Below are 22685 nucleotides of genomic sequence, written 5' to 3' on the forward strand. Positions count from 1 at the left end.
GCTCAGTCGTCGTCCTCAAGCGAGGCGAAAAATTCCCCAGGCTCAGCGGCATCACGCGGGCGCATCGAGCAGGATCTCGATGCGTTCCTTGCCGCGTCCGGTGTTCTTGCGTTTGAGTCGCAGTGTTCCCACTTCGGCGGTGGTGCGCGGATGCGTGCCGCCGCAGGCCATGCGCGCAAATCCTTCCACTTCCCAATAACGCCGGCCGGCGGCTTCATCGCTGAATGCGGTGACGATGGGCAAGCCCGCCGCCACCAGCTCCTGCGCCGCCGCCTCGATGGCGGGGAACAGCGGCGCCAGGCTGGTGTCGCTGGCGAAGTCCACGCGCGCCTTGTCCATGGCGATGTGTGCGCCGATGCGTTCGATCCCCGGCCGCATCTGATAGACCAGCTGCAACACCATCTCGGCCGCAAAGTGCAGGCGCATCAGGCGATAGCGGCGTGCCCAGTCAATCTGCAGGTGAACCGCATCACCGACCCGCAGGCCATGTCCGGGTGGCAGCGTGTAGACGATGGTCTGGTCGCGCTTCTCGGCCTGCAGCACGGGATGGCCGCCCAGCGTGCCGGCATCGCTCTCCTGGCCACCGGAGAAGGCGAAGAAGATGGTCTGCGCGATTTGTACCTGATCATCTTCGACAACGGTGACGGTCGTGTCGAGTTCAGTCTGATAGGGGGCGGACCAGAATAACTTGTGCGTCATGTTGTCAGCGGGCAGGGATAGCAATAGATGATCAGCGGTAGCATCGGCAGGTCATGAGCCTGCCGATGCGTTCAAAAACGTGAGCAGAGATTCTACGATAAAGGCGGACTTCAGCTTCGCATCGCCTGCCTTACGCGGGATGCGCTTCCAGCAAGTCTTCAATCGCCGCAATATCCACCGCATCGCGCTGCCCCGGCCGCAGCAATTCATCCGCATAAGTCCGCCACAAGCCACTGTGCAGGAAGTAGCGGAACAACTCCGTATCCAGATGCTGTTCCCGGCACATCCTGGCCATGATGCGCAGCGATTCCGACAAGGTCTTGGCCGGCTTGTACGGACGGTCCGCCGCCGTGAGTGCTTCGAACACATCGGCCAGCGCCATCACCCTGTCCTGCAAGGGCAGCCCGGATGCGCGCAGGCGGCGCGGATAGCCGGTACCATCCATTTTTTCGTGATGATTGGCGGCGGTATCGGGCACGCTCTTGAGCGAATCTGGCCACGGCAGGCTCTTCAACATCACCAGCGTCTGCACGATGTGATTGTTGATGGCGAAACGGTCTTCTTCGGTCAGCGTGCCGCGCCGCACGGTCAGGTTGTGCAGCTCGCCCATGTTCTGCCGGACCTGCGGCAGCTGCATGTCGAAGCCCAGCACATTGCGCGGGTCGCCGCGTTCAACCGGCGGCCGGTGTCCTTCTTCCCAGGCGACCTTGTGTTCCGGCTTGTCGGCCAGCAAGGTCTCGGTGCAGGGCAGTTCCTGCTGCATCTGTCCACCACGCGCCGCGGCGAGCCGCCGGCTTTCTTCATCGGCCAGGCCCAGGCTGTCATCGAAATGGCGCTGCCAGGTCTGCATGGCGATCTGGCGCAGCCGCGCGATGGCGTCGTCCGACATGGCTTCGCCCCCGACATTGCATTGCGCGACAAAGGCAAAGTCCTCGCGCAGCTGATGCCGGCGGCGCTCCAGCTCTGCGCGCCAGGATTCGGCCCGGGCTGCAGGCAAGGTAGCGTAGAGCTCGCGCAGCAGGTCCAGTTCGGCATCGCGCCACAGCACTTCAAAACGCATGCGCACTTCGTGGATGCGGTTGTGGATCACCTCCAGCTTGGTCGCCTTGTCGACGATGTGTTCGGGACTGGTGACCTTGCCGCAATCGTGCAGCAGCGCCGCCAGCTGGAAGGCATAGCGCTGGTCCTCGTTGAGGGTGAAGCCGGCGTAGCGGCCTTCACTTTCCTGCGCCAGGCGGTCGACCAGCTGGATGGCCAGGTGCGGTACGCGTTCGCAATGGCCGCCGGTATAAGGACTCTTGGCATCGATGGCGTCAGCCATCAGGCGGATCAGGGATTCCAGCAGGGCCTTCTGCGCGGCGATCAGCTGGCGCGTCTCGATGGCCACCGCCAGCATGCCCGACAGACGCCGCGCAAAGGCCAGGAAGCGCGGATCCTCATGCACGCTGTCATGGGCATGCATCAGCACCAGCAAACCTTCGAGTGAACCGTTGCGGCCACGCAGATCCAGTTCCACGCGCATGCGGCCATCGTCGGTCGCGCGTGCGGCGATGTTGTCGGCAGCGCCTGCACCTGTGCCTTGTGCGTCATACGCCATGCTGTCGGTCAATCCGCATTGCTGGCCATAGGCTGCCGCGCGCTGCATCTGGCCGTCTTCGCGCTGCCACAGATAGACGGCACCGCCGTCGCAGCGCGTGGCCTGCACGAATTTCTCCAGCACCTGCTGCAGCATCTCTTCGACATGCGTTTCGGTACTGAGGATGGCGCTGATGTCGAGGAAGGCTTCTACCGTCAGGCTCACGTGGTCCACCATGTCGGTGAGCATGTTGATTTCGCGCAGGGTACTGCGCCGCCGGTCCTGCGTGCGGAAGTCGAAACGCGACATGCGTCCGGCCCGCACCGCCAGCCGCTCCATGCTGCGTCCGATGGCGCGCCCGGCCCACCAGCCCAGCGGCAGGAACGCCAGCACCACCAGGAAGGCCACCAGCACCAGGGTCTTGCGATTGCGGTCGAGCTGGCCCAGCAGTTCGTCGCCGGGCGCGGCAATGAGCAGCCTCAGTGCATGGCCATCGATGACGTCGAAGGGCAGCGACAAGCCCAGCCACTCACGCCCGTTCACGCTGTAGAGCGCGCTGGTCTCGCCGGCCAGCGCACGTGCGGAGAGACGTGACAGGCTCGGGACTTCCAGATCCTTGAGACTGCGGAAACGGAAACTCTCGCCCTCCTGTTCCAGTACGCGCGCCATGTCGCTGTAGGCAATCACGCGCTGGTGTTCGTCCACCAGTGCCAGTTCGCTGTTGGGCGTCAGGCGCAGGTTGCCGAGGCTGGCGGCGAGGTCGTCCAGCGTCATGTCGATGGCGACCACGGCCTCGCCGTCGCGCGCACGCTGCGAGAGGCTGATGCCGATCTGGCGCGTGGTGAAGAAGACGTAAGGGGCCGAGATGGAAGGGATGAGCGAGCGGTCCGCCGTGGCATACCAGGGGCGCGTGCGCGGATCGAAGAGATAGTCCGCCTCATCGCGCAGGGCCAGCAGTTTCAGTTCGGCATCATAGAAACGGTATTGCCCGTGCTGCGTGCCATCGGCATCGCGTACGATGCTTTGTACCAGGAAGGCCGATGCCGCCGGTGCCGAGAAGAAGGCGCGCTGGTCGGCACCGCGCAGCGAGCGCACCAGCAGGAAGTCGCCATTGGGGTAGCCCACGTAGACTGCGGACACCAGCGGATTGGCGACCAGGTCGATGGAGAAGGCGGCGATGCGCGTGAGGCGCTCATCGAGTTGCGTGGCTTGCGTGATCGGATCGAAGGCCAGCTGGCGCAGCGTAGCCACGGCCGGATCGATGATGCGGCGCGAGCGTTCGGTCATGATGCGCCCGGCATCCTCGGCTGAGCGCTCGGACATGTCCAGCAGCACCTGGCGCGCACCCCACCAGCCTACCGAGACCAGCACCACGGCCAGCAGGACCATGCCCGCCATCACCAGGGCGGAAATGCCGAAGCGTACCGGCAAGCCAGGCACGGTGGCATCGTCGTCGGACGGATCAAACAAGGGGCGTTCTGGAAGGGGCATCGAGCACGCAGTGACTGGGTGACATGCAACGGAACCCGCGATGCCATCAGCGCCGCCCACCTCCGGCGCACAACGGGACACGGCCTCTTTTTTCTTCGGGCCAATATACCGGAATTACGTTGGGCCAGCAAAAAGCGGTCAAGTCACTAAAAGCGGTCAAGTCACTGTCGGCGGCAATGCCGGGCCTCTTGATGGCGTGACGCTCCTTGCCGGTAGCGACGCAGTAGCCGGGCGGAGCGGCCCTGCCGGGGCGGCCAAGCGGGCGATGCCTACAGAAAAACCACACATTTATCAACAGATACCTGCAAGATGTCGCATGTGGTGTACAATACGACCTGTACTTGCATCAAGTTGTATTCTTGTTGGTTCCAATTCCGCCTGACTGTCGTTCCCTTCTCGGTCGTTCTGTTTTCTTTCCTTCGGTTTCAGTTCTTGGTTTCAAGTGCCTATCAGGCATCTGCCTTCATTCGTCCCAAACTTTTCCAAAGGAAACAAACATGAGCACTCAAACCGGCGTAGTCAAATGGTTCAACGATGCCAAGGGCTTCGGCTTCATCACTCCTGATGCTGGCGGCGCTGACGTCTTCGCGCACTTCCAGGACATCCAGTCCAACGGCTTCCGCAGCCTGTCGGAAAACCAGCGCGTGTCCTTCGACCGCGGTGTCGGCCCCAAGGGTGAAAAGGCCACCAACATCAAGGTCATCTAAGACCAAGATTTTCGCGCAAGCGAAGCAGAACATCCTCGCTGTCCGCGCCTGAACGCCTCCGGAATTCCATACGCTCCAGAGGCCAGGCCGGCAGACTCCGCAGTCCTTTCATGTCGGCGCGATTTTTTCGCAGACTCTCACCTGGCAGATAGCCAGGGAGGGCCGGTACCGAAGGTCAGGGCAGCGCAGGACGTCGTTCCTGCCAGAGACTCAGCTGTGGCCGTGCAGATAGCGCGGGCAGGTGAACCACAAAGGCAGGAGCGCGTCAGTCACGGCGCAAGCCGTGTAGCAAATAGTTAATTAATCGCTCGTAGAGCGTGACACCGGCCCGCACCAACGGCGGCCTCCGGACCACAACACGAACACCTGGATTGCGACCGCACCGGCCAGATAGACCGGGCAGGACACTCTCGCAGCACCTGGCAGATCGCCAGGGTCATGAGGGAATCCAGCGTTAATCAATGAACGGCCCATCTGGTTTCAGATGGGCTTTTTGCGTTCTGGAACCGATATAAATCATATAAATGGTTTATGTCGTCTGGCTGTGCGGACTGTCCAGCAGCTGCAAAGCCTGCGCCACCACCGCTTCTGGCGTGATGCCGAAATGCCGGTACAGCACATCCGCTGGCCCCGGCGCACCGAAGCCCGCCATGCCGACGAAGCCGCCGCGCGCGCCCAGATAGCGATCCCAGCCAAAGCGCACCGCCGCTTCCACCCCGATACGGATTGTGTCCTTGCCCAATACCGCGTCGCGATAGCGGCTGTCCTGCTGGTCGAACAATTCCCAGCACGGCAGCGATACCACGGCGGTGGCCACGCCCCGCGCTTCCAGCAGGTCGCGCGCAGCACAAGCGATGGCCACCTCCGAACCGGTGGCCAGCAAGCTCACCTGGCGCGGCCCGCACTGCGCTTCTTCCAGCACATATCCCCCGCGCGCACTGAGATTGCTCACCTCGAAGCGCTTGCGGACCGGCGGCAGGCTCTGTCGTGCGAAGACCAGGCTGACCGGTCCGCTGCGGTGCTGCATGGCGACTTCCCAGCATTCCACCGCCTCGCTGGCATCGGCCGGCCGCATCACCAGCATGTTGGGCATGGCACGCAGCGAGGCCAGGATTTCCACCGGCTGATGCGTCGGCCCGTTCTTGCCGATGCCGATGGAGTCGTGACTGAACACGAATTTCACCGGCAAGCCCATCAGCGCAGCCATGCGCATGGCCGGCCGTTCGTAATCCGAGAAGGCCAGATAGGTCACGGCCAGCGGAATCACGCCGCCATGCGCGGCCATGCCATTGGCCATCGCGCCCATCACGTGTTCGCGTACACCGCAGTGCAGGTAGGCGCCGCTGCGGTCGCTGGCGGTGAAGGCCTTGAGCGAACCCTTGTGCGCCGTGGGCGCTTCAAGATCGGCGCAGCCCACCATGCGTTCAGGGATCACTTCGGCCAGCAGCTGATTGAGCGCGGCCGAGATCAGGATGCCACCCTGCGCCCGCGCAGGCTCGTGCGCGCTACGCTTGAATTGCAGCAACACCTCCTGCCATCCATCGGGCAAGTCACCCCGCAGGACACGTTCGAATTCGGCGCGCTGTGTGGGCGGCAGGGCCTGCAGGCGCTGATGCCAGGCGGCATGTTCATCGCGATTGCGTTGGCCGAAGTTGCGCCACGGCGCAAGGATGTCCTGCGGGATCTCGAAGGGCGCATGCGGCCATTGCAGCAGATCGCGTGCGGCTTGTGCATCCTCCGCATGGAGCCGTGCGCTGTGGCCGCCGCGCTGGCCCTGCACACGCGGGATGCCACGGCCGATGATGGTGCGGCAGGCGATCATCGAGGGACGGTCCGAGGCGCGTGCGGCATCGAGTGCGCGCGAGACCGCCTCGATGTCATGCCCGTCCACCTCCACCACGTGCCAGCCGGCTACGCGGAAACGCTCGGGCACGTTCTCGCTGATGGAGAGTTCGGTGGCGCCGTCATCGGTGATCTGGTTGTCGTCCCACAGCAGGGTCAGTTTGGCGAGGCGCAGATGGCCGGCCAGGGAAATCATTTCCTGTCCGATGCCTTCCTGCAGGCAGCCATCGCCGACGAAGGCGTAGGTGCGGTGATTGACGATGCCATCGCCGAAGCGCGCATTCAGGTAAGCCTCGGCCACCGCCATGCCGAAGGCATTGGCGATGCCCTGGCCGAGCGGGCCGGTGGTCACTTCGATACCAAGTTGCGGATCGTATTCCGGATGGCCGGCACAGTGCGAACCGAATTCACGGAAGTTGCGCACCTGCTCCAGCGAGATGTGTTCATAGCCGGTGAGGTAGAGCAGGCTGTAGAGCAGCATTGAGCCGTGGCCGTTGGAGAGCACCACGCGGTCGCGGTCCGGCCAGGTCGGATCGGCAGCGTGAAAGCGCAGGTGGCGGGCGTAGAGTGCGGTGGCGATCTCGGCCATGCCCAGCGGCACGCCTTGATGGCCTTCGGTGGCGCGCACGATGGCGTCGATGGAAAGAAAGCGGATGGCATGCGCCAGCGGCTGCAGGGGATGTGGGGTCATGACAGCAAGACGCATCTGCCCGGCAGAACAGGGCGATGCGTCAGTCTCCGTTGTAATGGTGGAGACTTATTCTTGGCGGTCGGTACGGGTGCAGGCAAGCGATGAAAATTCAGGCTTGGCTGAATTGGCGTCAAGTAGACGCAAGTTTCCCGCTCTCTTCACGCAACCACTGCAGGAACAACACCACCTCCGGCCGCGATTTGTTGCGTGCCGGGCAGACCGCAAAGTGTTGCGTGATCTCCAGCGTCATGCCGTCCGCAAACACCGGCTGCAGCCGTCCGCTGGCCAGATGCCCGGCACCGAAGGCATCGCTCTCGAAGACTACGCCCAATCCCTGTACCGCTGCTTCGATGCTCATCATGGCGCGGTCGAAGCGCAGGGCGATGCGTTCCGGACGCAGGTCCGGCGCGTAGCGGGCAAACCATTCCGGCCATTGCAGCAGGCTGCCGCGCGACTGGATCAGCGGGGCCAGCACCAGGTCTTCCGGGGTCTCGATGCGATGGCGCGCGAGAAAATCGGGACTGGCCATCGGGATCACCTGCTCCGACAACACCGGTTCGATTTCCAGGTCCGGCCAGTGCGGTACGCCGCAGCGGATGTCCAGATCCACCTGCCCGATCTCGAAATCGGAAATTTCCGGCGAGGCCGACAAGCCGAAGGCGATCTCCGGATAGCGCTGCGTAAAGCGTCCGATGCGCGGCATCAGCCACAGGCTCGCGAAGCTGGGGCTGGAATGGATCTGCAGCGAATTCTCCACGCCATGCCGCAAATCGTCGGTGGCCGAATTGATCGCCCCGAGCGCACCGGCCACGCGGTTGAGATAGCTCTGTCCTGCCGGCGTGAGCTCCACACCCTTGGTGGAACGCTCGAACAGGCGCAGCCCCAGCAGCTTTTCCAGACGCGCCACCTGGTGGCTGATGGCCGACGGCGTGAGATGCAATTCAGCCGCCGCAAGATTGAAACTCTTGCGGCGTGCGATCGCTTCGAAGGCCATCAGAGAGGTCAGTGGAGGAATCATGGTGTCTCGGTTTTTGGTCTTGTGAACATTTCTGCTGCGTCACGGCATGCGCGGGCGCGGGCTCGCGGCCGATTTTAGCGCATCGATCCGGCAGATGAAGCTTCGTCACATTTTCATGACAAAGCATCACTTGTCGCAGCCGGATGAAAGTTCGAAGATCGCCGCCAGAACAACAGGGAGACATCCGTCCATGCGCGCTATCTGGCGCGGCATCCGCTCGCAGGAGGACTGCGCGGAGGTCTTCACCGTTGCTCATTCGCATGCCACTTTCAGGAGACCACACCATGCTGCTCAAGAACAAAGTTGCCGTCATTACCGGCGGTGCCGGGCTCAACGGCCTGGGATTTTCCACCGCGCGCCTGATGGCTGCGCAAGGCGCGCGCGTCGTCATCCTCGACCTTGAACGCGCCGAGCCTTCCACCGCTGCGGCCCGTCTGGGCGAGGGCCATCTCGGCCTGGTGGCCGACGTCACCGACAAGGCCTCCTGCGAGGCCGCAGCGCAAGCGATCCTGCAGCAGTTCGGCCGCATCGACATCCTGGTCAACAATGCCGGCATTACCCAGCCCGCCAAATTCCTCGACATCAGCGGCAAGGACTATGACCGCATCCTCGATGTCAGCCTGCGCGGCACGCTCTACATGTCGCAGGCAGTGCTGCCGGCCATGCGCGCGCAGCAGGGCGGTTCCATCGTCTGCATCTCCTCGGTCTCGGCCCAGCGCGGTGGCGGCATCCTGGGCGGTCCGCACTATTCGGCGGCCAAGGCTGGCGTACTGGGTCTGGCGCGGGCCATGGCGCGCGAGTTCGGACCGGACGGCATCCGCGTCAATTGCGTCACGCCCGGCCTCATCTCGACCGACATCAACAAGGACATCCTCAGTGCCGAGAAGAAAGCCGAGATCGCCCAGACCATTCCCCTGGGCCGCCTGGGCGGGCCGGACGACGTGGGCGGCGTCTGCGTGTTCCTGGCCAGCGACCTGTCGCAGTACTGCACCGGCATCACGCTGGACGTCAACGGCGGCATGCTGATCCATTGAGTTGTTCACGCGCCGCTCGGTCGTGTGGCCCGGCGCGGTTTCATCGATTCCCACCATAAAAAATGCCAGGAGACAAAAGATGAAAGACGAGATCGCATCAAAGAAGATGAGCCGCCGCCAGATCCTGAAGGCAGGCGCTGTCGGCGCTGCACTACCGCTGTTTTCCATCCTCACGCGGCCCGCCAATGCGGCCGAGTTTACTTATAAATTCGCCACCGGCCAGGATCCTTCGCACCCGGTCAACAAGCGCGCGCAGGAAGCCATCGACCGCATCCGCAACGCCACCAACGGGCGCATGGAGATCAAGCTGTTTCCGGCCAACCAGCTGGGTTCCGATACCGACCTGATGTCGCAGATCCGCAATGGCGGTGTGGAATTCTTCAACCAGGCCAATACCGTGCTCTCCACGCTGGTGCCGGCCGCCGGTATCGTCAATACCGGTTTTGCCTTCCAGGATTACGCGGCCGTGTGGAAGGCCATGGACGGCCCGCTCGGCACGCACGTGCGCGCGCAGATCGAGAAGGTGGGACTGCTGACCATGTCCAAGCCATGGGACAACGGCTTCCGCCAGATCACCACCTCGACCAAGGCGATCAGGAGTGCCGCCGACGTCAAGGGCCTGAAGCTGCGCGTGCCGGCAGCACCGATGCTGACCTCGCTGTTTTCGGCACTGGGCGCGAGTCCCACGCCGATCAATTTCAACGAGGTCTATTCGTCGCTGCAGACCAAGCTGGTGGAAGGGCAGGAAAATCCGCTGGCCATCATCAGCACCGCACGGCTTTACGAAGTGCAGAAGTTCTGCACGCTCTCCAATCACGTCTGGGACGCCTACTGGATTCTCGGCAACCGCCGCGCCTTCGACAAGCTGCCCAAGGACATCCAGGAGATCGTCCGCCGCGAACTCGATCAGGCCGCCACCGATGAGCGCGCCGACATCGCCAGCTTCTCCGGCATGGCCCGCAATGACCTGGCCGGCAAGGGTTTGCAGATCGTCGATGCGGACAAGGACTCCTTCAAGCAGGCGCTGGCACAGGCCAATTTCTACAAGGACATGCGCGCCAGGTTTGGCGAGGAGGCGTGGAAGCTGCTGGAATCCAGCGTCGGCGCACTGGGCTGAGGAGCTGCATCAGAACTCCGCAGAGGGAATACGTAATACAGAATCCAAAATCAAGAATGCGGAAAAGAGAAAGGCCGGAGACAGTTTGCTCCGGCCTTTTGCGTTTGACACCGGTGCAAAATCTCAGCGTGGCCCACCGCCATGTCCGCCGTCACCCCAGCCGCCGCGCGGTCCGCCGCCGCCCGGGCCGGGTCCGCAGAACCAGGGCGCGCAGACGCAGCCCCCCAGCGTGGTCAGCAGCAGCGCTGCAGCCAGCAGCGTCGTCAATCGTTTCATGGTCAACCTCATGCAAAGAAATGGAAAGAGATGCAGTGAGGCAGCATTGAACTACGTGGGACTGCTAAGCGCAGTCAGGCAATTGCAACAAAGGATGTCACTTGCCGGGGAGAGCGCTCGCTTCAATCGAAGCCGCGTACGCGCTCCTTGTCCATGCGCGGCAATTCCCAGTGAAAGCGGATCGCCAGCAGGCGCACCGAAAATCCCAGCAGCAGGGAGCTCAGGGTGGCGATGCGGCCATCGATCTGCCAGTGCAGGATCAGCACATACAGGGTGCCGGTCAGCAGCGACACGCTGGCATAGATCTCGCGCCGCAGGACCAGCGGAATCTCGTTGCACAGTACATCGCGCAGCAAGCCGCCAAACACGCCCGTGACCATGCCCAGCATCACCACGATGGCCGGGTGGAAGTTGTCGAAGCTGCGCGCGATATCGCAGCCAATGATGGTGAAAGCCACCAGCCCCAGTGCATCCACCACCAGGAAAGCGGACTTGAAATGATGCAGGGCGCGCGCCGCGACTGCTGCCACGATCGCCGCGCAGATGGTGAAGCCCAGATATTCGGGATGCGCCACCCAGCCCAGCGGATAGTGGCCGATCAGGATGTCGCGCACGGTCCCGCCACCCAGCGCCGCCACCGTGCCGATGAGGCAGATGCCGAAGATGTCCATGTCCTTGCGGATGCCCATGAGCGCGCCAGAGATGGCTTCGGCGCAGATGGCGATGAGGTAGATGGTATGCAGCAGCATGGCAGGGTCCGGGCTGGCGGTAGTCGCGAAGCCCGAATTATTGCATGGCGCGGTCCCGGCGCCATGCTGCGGCACCCAAGATCAGGCGGAGGTATCGATGATGTTGCCGATGGCCTTGACGCCCGAGGTCACGCTGTCGGCCACCGAATGCGCAGCCGAGGAAACGGCATCGACCGTGGTGTCGTAGGCGCTTTCAATCTCGTCACCGACTTCGGAGGCGACGTTCTTGATGGGCTGGATGATGGTGTTGTAGAAGCTGCTGTTGCCGGAGGAGACCGAAGACACGCTCATGTGAAACTCCCTTGTAGTGGTAGGCAGCCAGCATCCCCCTCTGATGAGGGAGATGCGGACAGGAGTTCATCATAGGCAAGCGCGGTGAGCGTGCAAAGATGCAGACACCCCCTTATCGGGTAAAGAAATGCAATGCCTTGTAAAGCGGTGTAGGCATGCCGCTTGCACGGCATGCCACCGGGCCTTACTGCGCCAGTGCCAGCGTGGTTTCCTTCTGGCGCGTGGCAGTGTTCGCGCTCGCAGAGGCCGGTGAGCGCGGGGCGCTGTAGCTGATCTTGAACACCGACATGGCCTGGCTCAGTTTGATCGACTGGTCGCGCAGGTTCTCGGCAGCGGCGGCAGCCTGTTCCACCAGGGCGGCATTCTGCTGGGTGGTTTCGTCGATGGCGTTGACGGCCTGATTCAATTGCTCGATGCCGCCGCTCTGCTCATTGCTGGCCACCGTGATCTCGGCCATCGTGACGGCCATGTTTTCCACCGCGCCCCCGAGGTCGCCCATGGCTTGCGCGGTTTCGCGGACCAGCTGGTTGCCGCTCTCGACTTTCGCGCGCGAGTCGTCGATGAGGCCCTTGATGTCCTTGGCGGCGGCCGCCGAGCGTTGCGCCAGCGTGCGTACTTCCGAGGCGACCACGGCAAAGCCGCGTCCCTGTTCGCCGGCACGCGCCGCTTCCACGGCAGCGTTCAGCGCCAGGATGTTGGTCTGGAAGGAGATGCCGTCGATCAGCCCGATGATGTCCACGATCTTGTGCGAAGCCGCGTCGATCTCTTCCATGGTCTTGCCCATGCGCTGCACCGAATGGCTGCCACGCTGGGCAATGGAGGAGGCCGATTGCGCCTGGCGGTCGGCATTGGCTGCCGAGTCGGCATTCTGGCGCACGGTGGCGGCGAACTGCTCGACGCTGGAGGCGGTTTCTTCCAGTGCCGAGGCTTGCGATTCGGTACGGCTTGAGAGATCCATGTTGCCGCTGGCGATCTCGCCGGTGGAGATGGTCATCGATTCCACGTTGCGGCGCACGTCGCCGATGATGGCGCGCAGGTTGACGTTGAGCTGCTGCAGCGCTTGCAGCAGCAAGCCCATGTCGCCGCGCGCATCGGTATCGATATGCAGGTCGAGATCGCCGCCGGCCAGGCCATGGACGGACTTGATGGCGCGCTGCAAGGGCGCCACCACGCTGGCATGCAGCACCGCCCACGAGCCCAGCAGCAGCGCAGCGCCACCAAGCGTGGCGAGCCACACCGCATAGGGGCTGCCGCCGGCCGTCTGCACGGCACTGCCCGCGACCGCACCGCCGAGGATGAACATGAGCGTGAGCACGCCCATCATCCAGCCCAGCCGCTTGGCCAACGGCAGATCACGCAGGCCCTGCAGCCAGCCGATGAAGCCGGTGCGCGCCACTGCGCCGCGACGGATGCGCAGGCCGCGCGCCTGGCCGCCGACGAAGGCACGATAGGCGCTGTCGGCCGCCTGTACCTGCTCCCGCGAAGGACGCGTGCGCACGGACATGTAGCCGACCGCGCGGCCGTTCTCGCGCACCGGCGTGACGTTGGCCTGGACCCAGTAGTAATCGCCATTCTTGCAGCGGTTCTTGACCAGCCCGTTCCAGGGCAGGCCTTCCTTGAGCGTGGCCCACATGTCGGCGAAGGCCTCGCGCGGCATCTCGGGATGGCGCACGATGTTCTGCGGGGCCCCGATCAGTTCGGCTTCGTCGAAACCGCTGATTTCCACGAAGTAAGGATTGACGTAGGTGATGTTGCCCTGCAGGTCGGTCTTGGAGACGATGGACTTGCCATCCTCCAGCAACCGTTCGGTGGTGGTGATCGGTAGATTCGTGCGCATGCTTGCCCCCGTTGCCCTGACCGTTGCTGACCTTGCGGGGTCACGGTCCTGCCGCTGTTGTAGAAAGCCGCCGTGCTTCGTCCCCAAGCGCGGCGACCCCGTTTTAATACCGGGCCGCGTGCGGCCTGGTGTGGAATTGCGTGTCGGTGTCATGGCGTTCCATGGCATTTCCGCGAAAGATGTGCGACGCCAGCCTGTATCCGGCTTGGGCGGCGCGACACGGAAACCATGATGACCAGAATCTAAACGCTGTGCCGCGCTTTCAATCGGTCAAAAAGGCGGGACTTTCCATGGGTGAACCATAAACGGGAGCAGCATTCCTGCCGGGCGGGGCAGGGGCAATGATGAACGGAAATTGTTTCCGTTCATCATCGTCATCGGCATGATGGTGGTCGCTTATTGGCGCGGCTGTACCTGAAACAGCACGCCTTGCGGCACCAGTTCTACCGAGAGCAATTGGTCGGCCACCACCTCGGTCATGCGCTGGCCGGGATTGTCCAGGGCGACCGTGGTGAGGCGGGTAATCAGGGGCAGCAGCTTGTCCTCGCTGCCGGAGATGAAACTGCGCGCGGCACTGGAGGCGCAGATCAGGAATTCGTCACGGGCGCCGGGCACCTTGTTGGTCATCATCACGCCCACGTTGCGCAGCTCACCCTTCTTGTTGAGCGTGCCGATGAGCGTGGTCCGGGCCGGGCCGACCTGGGTGTCGAGCACGTATTCATATTTGCCCGGATGCAGGCGCGACGCGTCCAGCATGTAGAGGTGGGCCATGTGCTCGGGCTCTTCCACTTTCATGTCCCTGAGCACGTCGGCCAGCCGGTTGTTGAAGCGATCGGCAAATTGCTTGGGAGTGAGGCCCAGCGTGGTCTGGGCCGCTTCGTGGGCCGCCAGCTCCTGGTCGATGTGGCGGTCGCAGCCGGCCGCCAGCAGCGTGGTGGCCAGCAGGGTGCAGGACAGAAGACGCAGCGGAGATCGTAAAAGTGTCAGCATGTTCGTCAGAATGTCGTGTGTTGCGCTACATTGTGCATCATTCCCGTGGGATACAAGCTGTCGCAGATCAAGTGTGGAGGCCGGTATGTGTGGGTTGGTGATAAAGTACCTTGCCGACAACAAGGCCAAGACGACAACATCCAGACCCACGCCAAGCCCATGACCGCTTCCCCCTCCGGCCAGCCCGCTGCTGCCCCGTCCGATCTGCACGAATTGCGCGAGATCATCCGTAGCTTTTCCAGCGAACGCGACTGGCTGCGTTTCCATACGCCCAAGAACCTGGCCATGGCCCTCTCGGTGGAGGTGGCCGAGCTGATGGAGCACTTCCAGTGGCTGCCGACGGGTGCCGATCATGAACTCGATGACGCCGCGCGCGAAGGCATCCGTCATGAGATGGCCGATGTGCTGGTCTATCTGATCCAGCTGGCCGACCATACCGGCGTCGACCTGCGCAGCGCCGTGCTGGAAAAAATGGAACTGAATCGCCGCAAGTATCCGGTTGAACTGGCCCGTGGCAATGCGCGCAAATACAGCGCGCTGGCCGGGCCGGCTGCCGCTACCGACGCCGGCGATGATGCCTCCGGCGCCGGCTGAGGCTGGCGCTGTCCTTGCTTTCCTCCCTCTCATGTTCGCTGCCCGGAGCTCGCCTTGACCAACTGGAATGACGGTTACGTCGTCGACATCGCCTACACCTACGGCTATTACCCCGGCATGAATCCGGCCCGCCTGCCGCTGGCCTTCGCCTTCCACGGCCTGCAGGCACCGGCCATCCAGACCGCCTGCGAGCTGGGTTTCGGGCAGGGCCTGTCGACCAATTTTCACGCAGCGGCATCCACCACGCGCTGGTGGGGCAATGATTTCAATCCCTTGCAGGCGGCCTTCGCCCAGGAACTGGCGGCGGCCAGTGGCAGTGGCGCGCAGTTGGAGGATTCCAGCTTCTCGCATTTCTGCCGTCGCGACGATCTGCCGGATTTCGATTTCATCGCCCTGCATGGCATCTGGAGCTGGGTCTCCGAGGACAACCGCGAGATCATTCTCGATTTCATCGACCGCAAGCTCAAGCCGGGCGGCGTGCTCTATCTGAGCTACAACACCCAGCCGGGCTGGTCGGCCTTCATGCCGCTGCGCGACCTGCTGGTGCAGCACACGCAACTGGCCGGCAACGAGGAACGCGGCCTGCCCACGGCCGCTCGCATCGAGGCCGCGCTGGCCTTTGCCACACGGCTCTTCGAGACCGACCCGGTCTATGCCCAGGCCAACCCCTTCATGCGCGACCGCTTCAAAATGCTGCAGCAGCAGTCGCGCAGCTACCTCGCACACGAATATTTCAATCGCGACTGGCACGCCGAGCCCTTTGCCGAGATCCATCGCCGCTTCTCGCAGGCCGGTCTGCAGTTCGCCTGCCCGGCGCACTACATCGATCACCTCGACATGGCCAACCTGACCCCGGCGCAGCGCCAGTGCCTGGCCGAGATCGACGACCCGGTGCTGTACCAGAGCACGCGCGACTTCATGGTCAACCAGACCTTCCGCCGCGATTACTGGGTGCGCGGCGGGCAGGTGCTGGACGAGCGCCAGCGCGTGCAGGCGCTGGCGCTGCAAAGCGTGGTGCTGCTGACCGAGCCGGACAAGGTGCCGCTGACGATTCAGAACGTGGCCGCCGAGATCACCCTCAACCGGCTCATCTACGAACCGATCCTGCAGGCGCTCTCGGACTACCAGCCGCACACGCTGGTGGACCTGGCGGCCTCGCTGGCGCATCGCAACCTGAACCTGTCGCAGGTGATCGATTCGGCGCTGATGCTGATCGGCACCGGCCACGCCGCTCCGCTGCCCCCCGAGCTGGATGCCGCCACCCAGGCCCAGATCGCGCGCCGCACGGCCGACCTCAATGCCTATCTCCTGCATCGCGCAGCGCTGGTGCTGCCGGAGAGCCAGGAGGGCGACATCGCTCATCTGGTCAGCCCGCTGACCGGCGGTGGCGTGAAGGTGGACCGGGTCGAGCAGTTGTTCCTGCTGGCGCGCGAAGTCTGCGGTGACGATGTCGAAGCCTGGCCCGCCCAGGCCTGGCAGCACATCGCTGCGCAGGGCAAGCGGCTGGTGCGCGATGGCGTGCGGCTGGAAGCCGAGGACGAGAACCTGGCTGAACTGGCGACGCAGGCGCGGCTCTTCGCGCGTACCAGGCTGCCCTTGCTGCGGGCGCTGCAGGTGGCGTGATGCGCGTGCCGATGCCATGGATGAGCTTGCCGCCGCGTTTGTCGTGAATTCCTCACACCCGGCCTGACGTCCGCATGACAGCGCCCTGACAAGCACGCCTATCCTGCGTGCAGGGCGGCAATCGCGTTGCATCGCAGCGAACTAGCCTGTACGATTTCGCGTGGCCATATTGCCGCCCATCACTGCCGTGCCTGCCGCGCCTGTCCTGCCGGTGCCGAACCTCTCTTTTAGGAAAGTCGGTTTTCAGCTTATGTCCCTGTCCCGTCAACTCCAAACACGCCTGACCTTGTCCGGTACCGCCGCTGCGCTGCTCACCGCCATCGTGCTGACCGCCTTGGCCATGAATGGCAGCACGCAGGGCCTGGCGGTCGCCGCCGTGGTCCTGGTGCTGGTGTCGGCCCTGCTGTCCTGGGTGCTGGCGCGGCAACTGCTGCAACCGCTGTCCGGTCTGGAGGCCGGCATGCAGCAGCTGCAGGAAGAGCACAAGCAACTGGTGGAGCAACGCGATGATGCCCGCACCCACCTGGAAGAAATGGAAAAGACCCTGGCCCGCGTCGGCCTGGAAGATGCGCTGACCGGCCTGGCCAACCGCCGCCAGTTCGAGCGCGGCCTGCTGGAAGAATTCAACCGCGCGGCGCGCACCAACCTGTCGCTGGCCATCATCATGATCGACATCGATCTCTTCGATGAATACAACGCCAGCTATGGCCGCATGGCCGGCGACAAGGTCTTGCGCCGGGTCGGCAGCGCCATCCGCGATACCAACGTGCGTCCGGAAGATCTGCTCTCGCGTTTCGGTACCCAGGAGATCGCCGTGCTGTTGCCGGGTTCGCGCCTGGACGGCGCACTGATCGTGGCCGAACGCATCCGCAAGTCGATCGAACAGCTCAACATCGAGCACAGTGCCAGCCCGACCGGCCGCGTGACCATCAGCATCGGCATCGCCGCCGTGGCCCCGCAGCGTCAGGTCGACGAACCCGATACCGTGCTGCGCGAATCGGAAAAGGCGCTGGCCCTGGCCAAGGCAGCGGGGCGCGATTGCATCCGCACCACCGACGATTTCCGCAAGGCTTGAGCTGCATAGCGCTACCCGCTGCCCCAATGACAATGCGGCCCGTGGTGTCCCACCGGGCCGCATTTTTCATGGTTCTTCGACGCTCCGCGTTCAGGGCTGCTCGGGCCCCGGCACCAGGAACTTGGACTTGGCGCAATACATCTTGGCGTTGGTATCGTTGTAGACGATCTTGCTGCCGGCCTGCGACTGCCTCATCGGATAGGCCGAATCATCTTCGGGAGTGAAACGGATGCCCAGTGCGCCCTTGATGGCATCGGTCAGCTTGACCGGCGTGGTGTTGAAATACGCGCCGATGAAGTCGGCCTGGCTGCTGCTGCTGTCATTGACCAGGAAATCGGTGGCCTGCATGCCCCACAGCGTGACATTGGTGGCCTTGAACCAGTAGGCCCCGCCCTCCGTCTTGTAGGGTGGGCCGAAGGCGGCCACGAGGTAATCGAAGAAATACTTGCTGTTGAGCTGGTTGAGGCACAGCAAGGCATTGCCGACCTCAATGCCGAAGCTGGGTTGTGGTGCGGCCTGCACCGCCGGTGCGCCGGCCACGGCACCGGCCAGCGTCAGCACCAGCGCGCACAGGCGCGGGCGCAGACAGGTGCGCAGGCGAGATACGATCTTCAAACGAACTCCCGGAAATTGCCGTCTTGGCATGTTGTCGGTACGGCACGCAGGGCGGGCCGGGGAGTCGATTGTAGGGGGGATTTGAGATTTTTTCCAAACAGCGGGGTTTTTTTGTTGCTGGCGGGAACAGGCCCTAGCGCTTGCCGCGCAACACCCGGTCGCCGCGGGCCGAGCGTCCTTCCTGCGGTGCTTCGCTGGCGGCCAGGTGGCCCAGGCCATCGAGGAAAGAGGCGATGCCGGTGCCCTTGACCAGCACGCAGGGCTTGCCCAGCTTCTTGCAGGTGCTTTTGACCAGGTGGTAGGCGTTGTGGCTGATGTTGCCGGAGGCGCAGATGACGATGTCGGCGGCGGCCAGCATGGGCGTGAGCCGGTGCAGGTTGTCCTCGCGTCCGCCATCGTGATGCAGGAAGCGCCCGGCGCGGTTTTCGATCTCGGCCCGGTAGTGATTGCGGGCACCGGTCAGGCCACCGACGCAGAGCACACAGCGGTCATCGAGGGACAAGGCGATGGGGCCGGCCGTGGAGGCCGAAGCGGAAGCAGAGGCAGCAGCACGCATGAAGGGACTCGCAGGAAGTGAGTGACGGTCCCAGCCTAACCCCGGTGCCCCGGCTTGCGAACGAATCAATTTGCAGCAGCATATGCGCTTTGCGTTGGCGCAGCGCCACGCCCGGTCAGGCAGCGGGCGGTGGGGCGGCAGGCGCCGGTGGTGTTGCCGGAGCCGCCGCGGAGGATTGCTGTGCGCGCACCTGGCGCTGCATGGCCCGCACGAAGTCCGGCAGGCGGCGGCCATTGCGGTCAGGATAATGGCCTTGTTCGCTCATCTGCCGGACGCGGTCCAGGCGGAAGGAGCGGAAATCGTCACGCGTTTCGCACCAGGCGGCCAAGAGCCAGGTGCCGCCGAAGAAGGCCAGCGCCAGCGGCCACACCACCCGCTGGCTGCTGCGTTGCTGGGCATCGGTGTAATGCAGCAGCAGTTTGTGACGGCTGTTGATGGCCTGGCGGATGGCTTCCAGCCGCTCGCCCTGGCCGCAGTCGTCCTGCATGGCCGGCGCGAAGAGCGGCGTGGCCTCGACGAAATCGCGTTTTTCCTTGGGCAGGGCCAGCACCACCTTGGCCAGTGCCGAGGCCGCCGAGGCGCCCAGCTGCGGGCCGCCCCAGGCTTGCACCATCCGCATGCCGATCACCAGTGCATCGATTTCATCGGCGTTGAACATCAGCGGCGGCAGGTCATAGCCAGGCTTGATGCGGTAGCCGACCCCGGCTTCGCCATCCACCGGCACGCCCGACAGCGAAAGATCGCGGATGTCGCGATAGACCGTGCGTTCCGACACCGACAGCCATTGCGCCAGCTGGCGCGCCGTGGTGAGACGGCGTCCGCGCAGGTACTGGGTGATCTGGAACAGGCGGTCGGCTCGACGCATGACAGGCAGAGGAAAAAATGATGCGCGCCATTCTGGCACGCATGCTCCCGGCCCGCCACGAACTTCGATGCTGCTGTGCAAGATGCGGGCATGGCGCTGGCCTGGCGAGCCGATCCGGTCCGTTCAATGCATCGCGTGCAAGGCCAGGCGATTGCCTTCGCTGTCGATGAACTGGGCGATGTAGCCGATATCGTTGGGCAGCTGGAAGCGCTCCATGGTCACTTCACCGCCGGCCGCCTTGACGCGGTCGAGCACGGCCTGGATCGAGGGGCCGGCATCGAGGTAGATCAGCGTGCCCTGGCGGGTCGGCTCCAGCCAGCCGGGGCCGGTCAGGCAGCCGATGGACTGGCCGTCATCGCGCACGAAGATGGCCATCGGGCCTTCCTCGGACAGCTGCTCCTGGCGCAGCCTGGTGGCAAAGACGGCTTCGTAGAAGCGGGTGGCGCGCTGCAGGTCCTTGGTGGCGATCTCGAACCAGTTGACTTGGGTTTGCATGGTGTTCTTCCTTTTCTTGGGAGGGGAGCGTTGTCTATGCCGGCTGGCATGGAACGCATCATGCGCGAGGGCTACTGACACCGTCCTGTCAGTAGCCCTCGCGCCCGCGGGAAGAAACGGTCAGCAATCAGCGCGTCGCCGCCGCCGGTACGCCCTCCTGCTGCGGGTGCTCGCCGCTTTGTTCACTTTCCTTGCGAGCCGCATAGCGCCGCGCCAGTACCGCGCACAGCATCAGCTGCATCTGGTGGAACAGCATGATCGGCAGCAGCACCACCGCTGCCCCGCTGCCGGCAAACAGCACTGAAGCGATGGGGATGCCCGAGGCCAGCGACTTCTTGGAGCCGCAGAAGACCAGTACGATTTCATCGCCGCGCGGCATCTTCAGGGCGCGGGCGCCATAGGTGGTCACCAGCAGCACGGTCCCCAGCAGCACCGCATTGACCAGCACCAGCAAGGCCAGCTGCCCCGGCGGGAACAGGTGCCACACGCCCTGTGCCACGGCCACGCTGAAGGCGGCATAGACCGACAACAGGATGCCGCCGCGATCGACGACATTGACGATGACCTTGTGGCGATTGATCCAGTCACCGATCCAGGGACGCATCAGGTTGCCCAGCACGAAGGGCAGCAGCAGTTGCAGCAGGATGCTCAGCACCTGCGACATGCCGTTGGCTTCGTGATGACGATGCAGCAGCAAGGTCACCAGCAGCGGCGTGATGACGATGCCCAGCAGGTTCGATGCAGTGGCACCGCAGATCGCCGCCGGCACGTTGCCGCGTGCAATGGAGGTAAAGCCGATCGAGGATTGCACGGTGGAGGAGAGCGTGCAGACGAACAGCACGCCCATCCACAGTTGCGGCGTCAGCAGATCCGGCACGATGCTCTTCAAGGCCAGGCCCAGCAGCGGGAACAGGAGGAAGGTCGAGGCCAGCGTGAGCAGGTGCAGGCGCGGTTGCTTCAGTCCGGACAGGGCCGCCTCGCGTGAGAGCTTGGCGCCATGCAGGAAGAACAGCAGCGAGATGGCCGCATTGCTGGCGATGTGCATGAAGTGCTCGAAGCTGCCGGTGGCCGGGAAGAAGGTGGCCAGCAGCACGGTGCCGATGAGCAACTGGGTGAAGCGGTCGGGGAGAAAGCGGTTCATGGCGCGCTCGCGAAGAAAATGAAGGGACGATTCGGGTTTGCCCTCATGATAGGAAAGCGCACGGCCATCGGGAACCCCTCTGATCACGTTGACTGTCATCGGAAACTCCGATGATAATGGCCTCATGCTCAATCCGCTCTGGCTCCAGACCTTCGCTACTGCCGCGACCTCGTCCAGCTTCACCGAGGCCGGGCGCCAGCTCGGGCTGACGCAATCGACGGTGAGCGACCACATCCGCCGCCTGGAAGAGAGCCTGGGCCGTCGCCTCTTCGTGCGCGATACGCATTCGCTGGCACTGACCGCTGATGGCGAAAGCCTGCTGGTGCATGCGCGCCTGATCCTGCAGGCGCATGCCCGCGCCGAAGCGCAGTTCAGCGCCCCGCGCCTGCGCGGCCGGGTCCGCTTCGGCACCTCCGACGACCTCGCCATGGGCCCGCTGCCGGACATGCTGGCGGCCTTTCGGAGCCAGCATCCGGAAGTCGAACTGGAAATCACCATCGGTCTCACCAGCGAGCTCTATGCCTCGCTGGACCAGGGCAAGCTGGACTTGCTGGTCGGCAAGCGGCGGGCCGGCGAATCGCGCGGGCACAGCATGTTCTCCACGCCCATGCAGTGGCTCACGCGGCCCGATACCCTGGTTGACCTCACCGAACCCTTGCCTCTGATCCTGCTACCCGAGCCCAGCATCACGCGTGCGGCGACCTTGCAGGCGCTGGGCAAGTCAGGCCATCACTGGCGCATCGTCTGCACCAGCGGCAGTCATGCGGGCTGCATGGCGGCGGCGCGCGGCGGGCTGGGGCTGGCGGCATTGCCGCAGCATCTGGCCTCGCGTGACCTGGTGGTGCCGCTGAATCATGCGGCGCTGCCGCGCCTGCCGGATGTGGAATATGTGGCGCTCACCGCGCGGCGCTTGTCGCGGCCGGCGGATACGCTGTACCAGATCCTGATGGCCAGCCGCTTGAGCCGGGGCTGAACAGCACAGCGGGAGCGGGTGTCAGGCCGCCTCGACGATCAGCGCCGGAGCATTCAATGAACGGATGCGGCGATCCACGAAATAACCACCGGCTTCCATGTAGCGCAGGTAGTGGCGTGCGCATTGCGTGCAGCGCGCGATATTGCAGCGGTTGTACGGATACCAGGCCGGCGCGATGGGAGCCTCGGGCGAGGCGTAGCGGGTGCCCTGCGGATGGTATTCGGTGAAGGTCGGTTCGTCGTAGGGATCGGCAATGAGCGTGGCCACGTCCACCAGTTGCGTTTCCGGCAGCGATAGCGGCAGGCTGATCCAGCCGCTGCTGTCGGCCGCGCGGCAATTGCAATCCATGGTGATGGCCGCACTGTCGGCTGCCAAGGTGCGCAGTTGCGCCAGGTCCGGATGGGGGAGCAGGTCTTGCATGAGCGGGAGC

The 22685-nt window shown here is 64.1% G+C and carries 22 protein-coding genes; 7 read left to right on the top strand and 15 right to left on the bottom strand.

All coding sequences use genetic code 11. From position 1 onward, the window contains the following. Positions 1-51: 51 nt before the first annotated feature. Positions 52-699, bottom strand: coding sequence for an alanyl-tRNA editing protein (locus E2K99_RS02955; protein WP_134221298.1), 648 nt, complete (start codon positions 697-699; stop codon positions 52-54). A 130-nt stretch (positions 700-829) separates the two neighbouring features. Continuing rightward, the gene (locus E2K99_RS02960) at positions 830-3766 is read right to left on the bottom strand and encodes an HD domain-containing phosphohydrolase (RefSeq protein ID WP_134221299.1); all 2937 of its coding nucleotides are present in this window, start codon (positions 3764-3766) and stop codon (positions 830-832) included. A gap of 497 nt (positions 3767-4263) precedes the next feature. On the opposite strand from E2K99_RS02960, the gene E2K99_RS02965 reads away from it, so the two are divergent. Further along, positions 4264-4473, top strand: a complete 210-nt coding sequence (locus E2K99_RS02965; RefSeq protein ID WP_006461922.1) for a cold-shock protein — start codon at positions 4264-4266, stop codon at positions 4471-4473. A 529-nt stretch (positions 4474-5002) separates the two neighbouring features. Here E2K99_RS02965 and tkt read toward each other — a convergent pair. Beyond that, positions 5003-7006, bottom strand: coding sequence for a transketolase (gene tkt, locus E2K99_RS02970; RefSeq protein ID WP_134221300.1), 2004 nt, complete (start codon positions 7004-7006; stop codon positions 5003-5005). A 130-nt stretch (positions 7007-7136) separates the two neighbouring features. Continuing rightward, positions 7137-8024, bottom strand: a complete 888-nt coding sequence (locus E2K99_RS02975; RefSeq protein ID WP_034331899.1) for a LysR substrate-binding domain-containing protein — start codon at positions 8022-8024, stop codon at positions 7137-7139. 284 nt (positions 8025-8308) lie between these two features. On the opposite strand from E2K99_RS02975, the gene E2K99_RS02980 reads away from it, so the two are divergent. Both E2K99_RS02980 and E2K99_RS02985 read left to right on the top strand, forming a co-directional pair. After that, entirely contained in the window at positions 8309-9058 is a 750-nt protein-coding gene (locus E2K99_RS02980; RefSeq protein ID WP_034331897.1) for an SDR family NAD(P)-dependent oxidoreductase, read from the top strand. 79 nt (positions 9059-9137) lie between these two features. Continuing rightward, positions 9138-10175: a TRAP transporter substrate-binding protein gene (locus E2K99_RS02985; RefSeq protein ID WP_134221301.1), complete on the top strand. Its 1038-nt coding sequence runs from the start codon at positions 9138-9140 to the stop codon at positions 10173-10175. 123 nt (positions 10176-10298) lie between these two features. Here E2K99_RS02985 and E2K99_RS25405 read toward each other — a convergent pair whose 3' ends face one another. The 5 genes from E2K99_RS25405 to E2K99_RS03005 form a co-directional block, all read right to left on the bottom strand. Beyond that, on the bottom strand, positions 10299-10451 hold the full coding sequence (locus E2K99_RS25405) for a hypothetical protein (RefSeq protein WP_166675032.1): 153 nt from the start codon (positions 10449-10451) through the stop codon (positions 10299-10301). Between the two features lie 122 nt (positions 10452-10573). Further along, positions 10574-11200 (bottom strand): trimeric intracellular cation channel family protein, encoded by a 627-nt coding sequence (locus E2K99_RS02990; protein ID WP_134221302.1) that lies wholly within the window; start codon positions 11198-11200, stop codon positions 10574-10576. 81 nt (positions 11201-11281) lie between these two features. After that, positions 11282-11491: a hypothetical protein gene (locus E2K99_RS02995; protein ID WP_034331894.1), complete on the bottom strand. Its 210-nt coding sequence runs from the start codon at positions 11489-11491 to the stop codon at positions 11282-11284. Positions 11492-11675: 184 nt separating this feature from the next. Then, complete coding sequence (locus tag E2K99_RS03000) at positions 11676-13328, bottom strand: methyl-accepting chemotaxis protein (protein ID WP_134221303.1); 1653 nt, start codon at positions 13326-13328, stop codon at positions 11676-11678. Between the two features lie 396 nt (positions 13329-13724). After that, the gene (locus tag E2K99_RS03005; RefSeq protein ID WP_121042828.1) at positions 13725-14318 is read right to left on the bottom strand and encodes an attG domain containing protein; all 594 of its coding nucleotides are present in this window, start codon (positions 14316-14318) and stop codon (positions 13725-13727) included. A 159-nt stretch (positions 14319-14477) separates the two neighbouring features. Between E2K99_RS03005 and E2K99_RS03010 the strand changes: the two genes are divergently transcribed. From E2K99_RS03010 to E2K99_RS03020, 3 genes are all read left to right on the top strand, one after another. Beyond that, positions 14478-14912 (top strand): nucleotide pyrophosphohydrolase, encoded by a 435-nt coding sequence (locus E2K99_RS03010; RefSeq protein WP_134221304.1) that lies wholly within the window; start codon positions 14478-14480, stop codon positions 14910-14912. Between the two features lie 54 nt (positions 14913-14966). Then, positions 14967-16535 carry a methyltransferase regulatory domain-containing protein gene (locus E2K99_RS03015; protein WP_134221305.1) on the top strand — a complete coding sequence of 523 codons (1569 nt, stop codon included), beginning with the start codon at positions 14967-14969 and terminating at the stop codon, positions 16533-16535. A gap of 250 nt (positions 16536-16785) precedes the next feature. Continuing rightward, positions 16786-17610 carry a diguanylate cyclase gene (locus E2K99_RS03020; RefSeq protein ID WP_039789446.1) on the top strand — a complete coding sequence of 275 codons (825 nt, stop codon included), beginning with the start codon at positions 16786-16788 and terminating at the stop codon, positions 17608-17610. Positions 17611-17700: 90 nt separating this feature from the next. Here E2K99_RS03020 and E2K99_RS03025 read toward each other — a convergent pair whose 3' ends face one another. The 5 genes from E2K99_RS03025 to E2K99_RS03045 form a co-directional block, all read right to left on the bottom strand. Further along, complete coding sequence (locus E2K99_RS03025; protein ID WP_134221306.1) at positions 17701-18225, bottom strand: hypothetical protein; 525 nt, start codon at positions 18223-18225, stop codon at positions 17701-17703. A gap of 133 nt (positions 18226-18358) precedes the next feature. Then, the gene (locus E2K99_RS03030) at positions 18359-18781 is read right to left on the bottom strand and encodes a DUF2325 domain-containing protein (protein ID WP_134221307.1); all 423 of its coding nucleotides are present in this window, start codon (positions 18779-18781) and stop codon (positions 18359-18361) included. A gap of 115 nt (positions 18782-18896) precedes the next feature. Next, a complete protein-coding gene (locus tag E2K99_RS03035) occupies positions 18897-19646 on the bottom strand; it encodes a helix-turn-helix transcriptional regulator (RefSeq protein WP_166675034.1) in 750 nt (249 codons plus the stop codon). A gap of 123 nt (positions 19647-19769) precedes the next feature. Continuing rightward, on the bottom strand, positions 19770-20141 hold the full coding sequence (locus E2K99_RS03040; protein ID WP_121042838.1) for a VOC family protein: 372 nt from the start codon (positions 20139-20141) through the stop codon (positions 19770-19772). A 127-nt stretch (positions 20142-20268) separates the two neighbouring features. Beyond that, complete coding sequence (locus E2K99_RS03045; protein ID WP_134221308.1) at positions 20269-21282, bottom strand: bile acid:sodium symporter family protein; 1014 nt, start codon at positions 21280-21282, stop codon at positions 20269-20271. A 124-nt stretch (positions 21283-21406) separates the two neighbouring features. Here E2K99_RS03045 and E2K99_RS03050 point away from each other — a divergent pair, with 124 nt between their 5' ends. After that, the gene (locus tag E2K99_RS03050; RefSeq protein ID WP_034331884.1) at positions 21407-22255 is read left to right on the top strand and encodes a LysR family transcriptional regulator; all 849 of its coding nucleotides are present in this window, start codon (positions 21407-21409) and stop codon (positions 22253-22255) included. 21 nt (positions 22256-22276) lie between these two features. Here E2K99_RS03050 and E2K99_RS03055 read toward each other — a convergent pair whose 3' ends face one another. Continuing rightward, the gene (locus E2K99_RS03055; RefSeq protein WP_134221309.1) at positions 22277-22675 is read right to left on the bottom strand and encodes a hypothetical protein; all 399 of its coding nucleotides are present in this window, start codon (positions 22673-22675) and stop codon (positions 22277-22279) included. Between the last annotated feature and the right edge of the window lie 10 nt (positions 22676-22685).

This window comes from Herbaspirillum huttiense (genome assembly GCF_004367745.1).
Classification (GTDB): domain Bacteria; phylum Pseudomonadota; class Gammaproteobacteria; order Burkholderiales; family Burkholderiaceae_D; genus Herbaspirillum; species Herbaspirillum huttiense.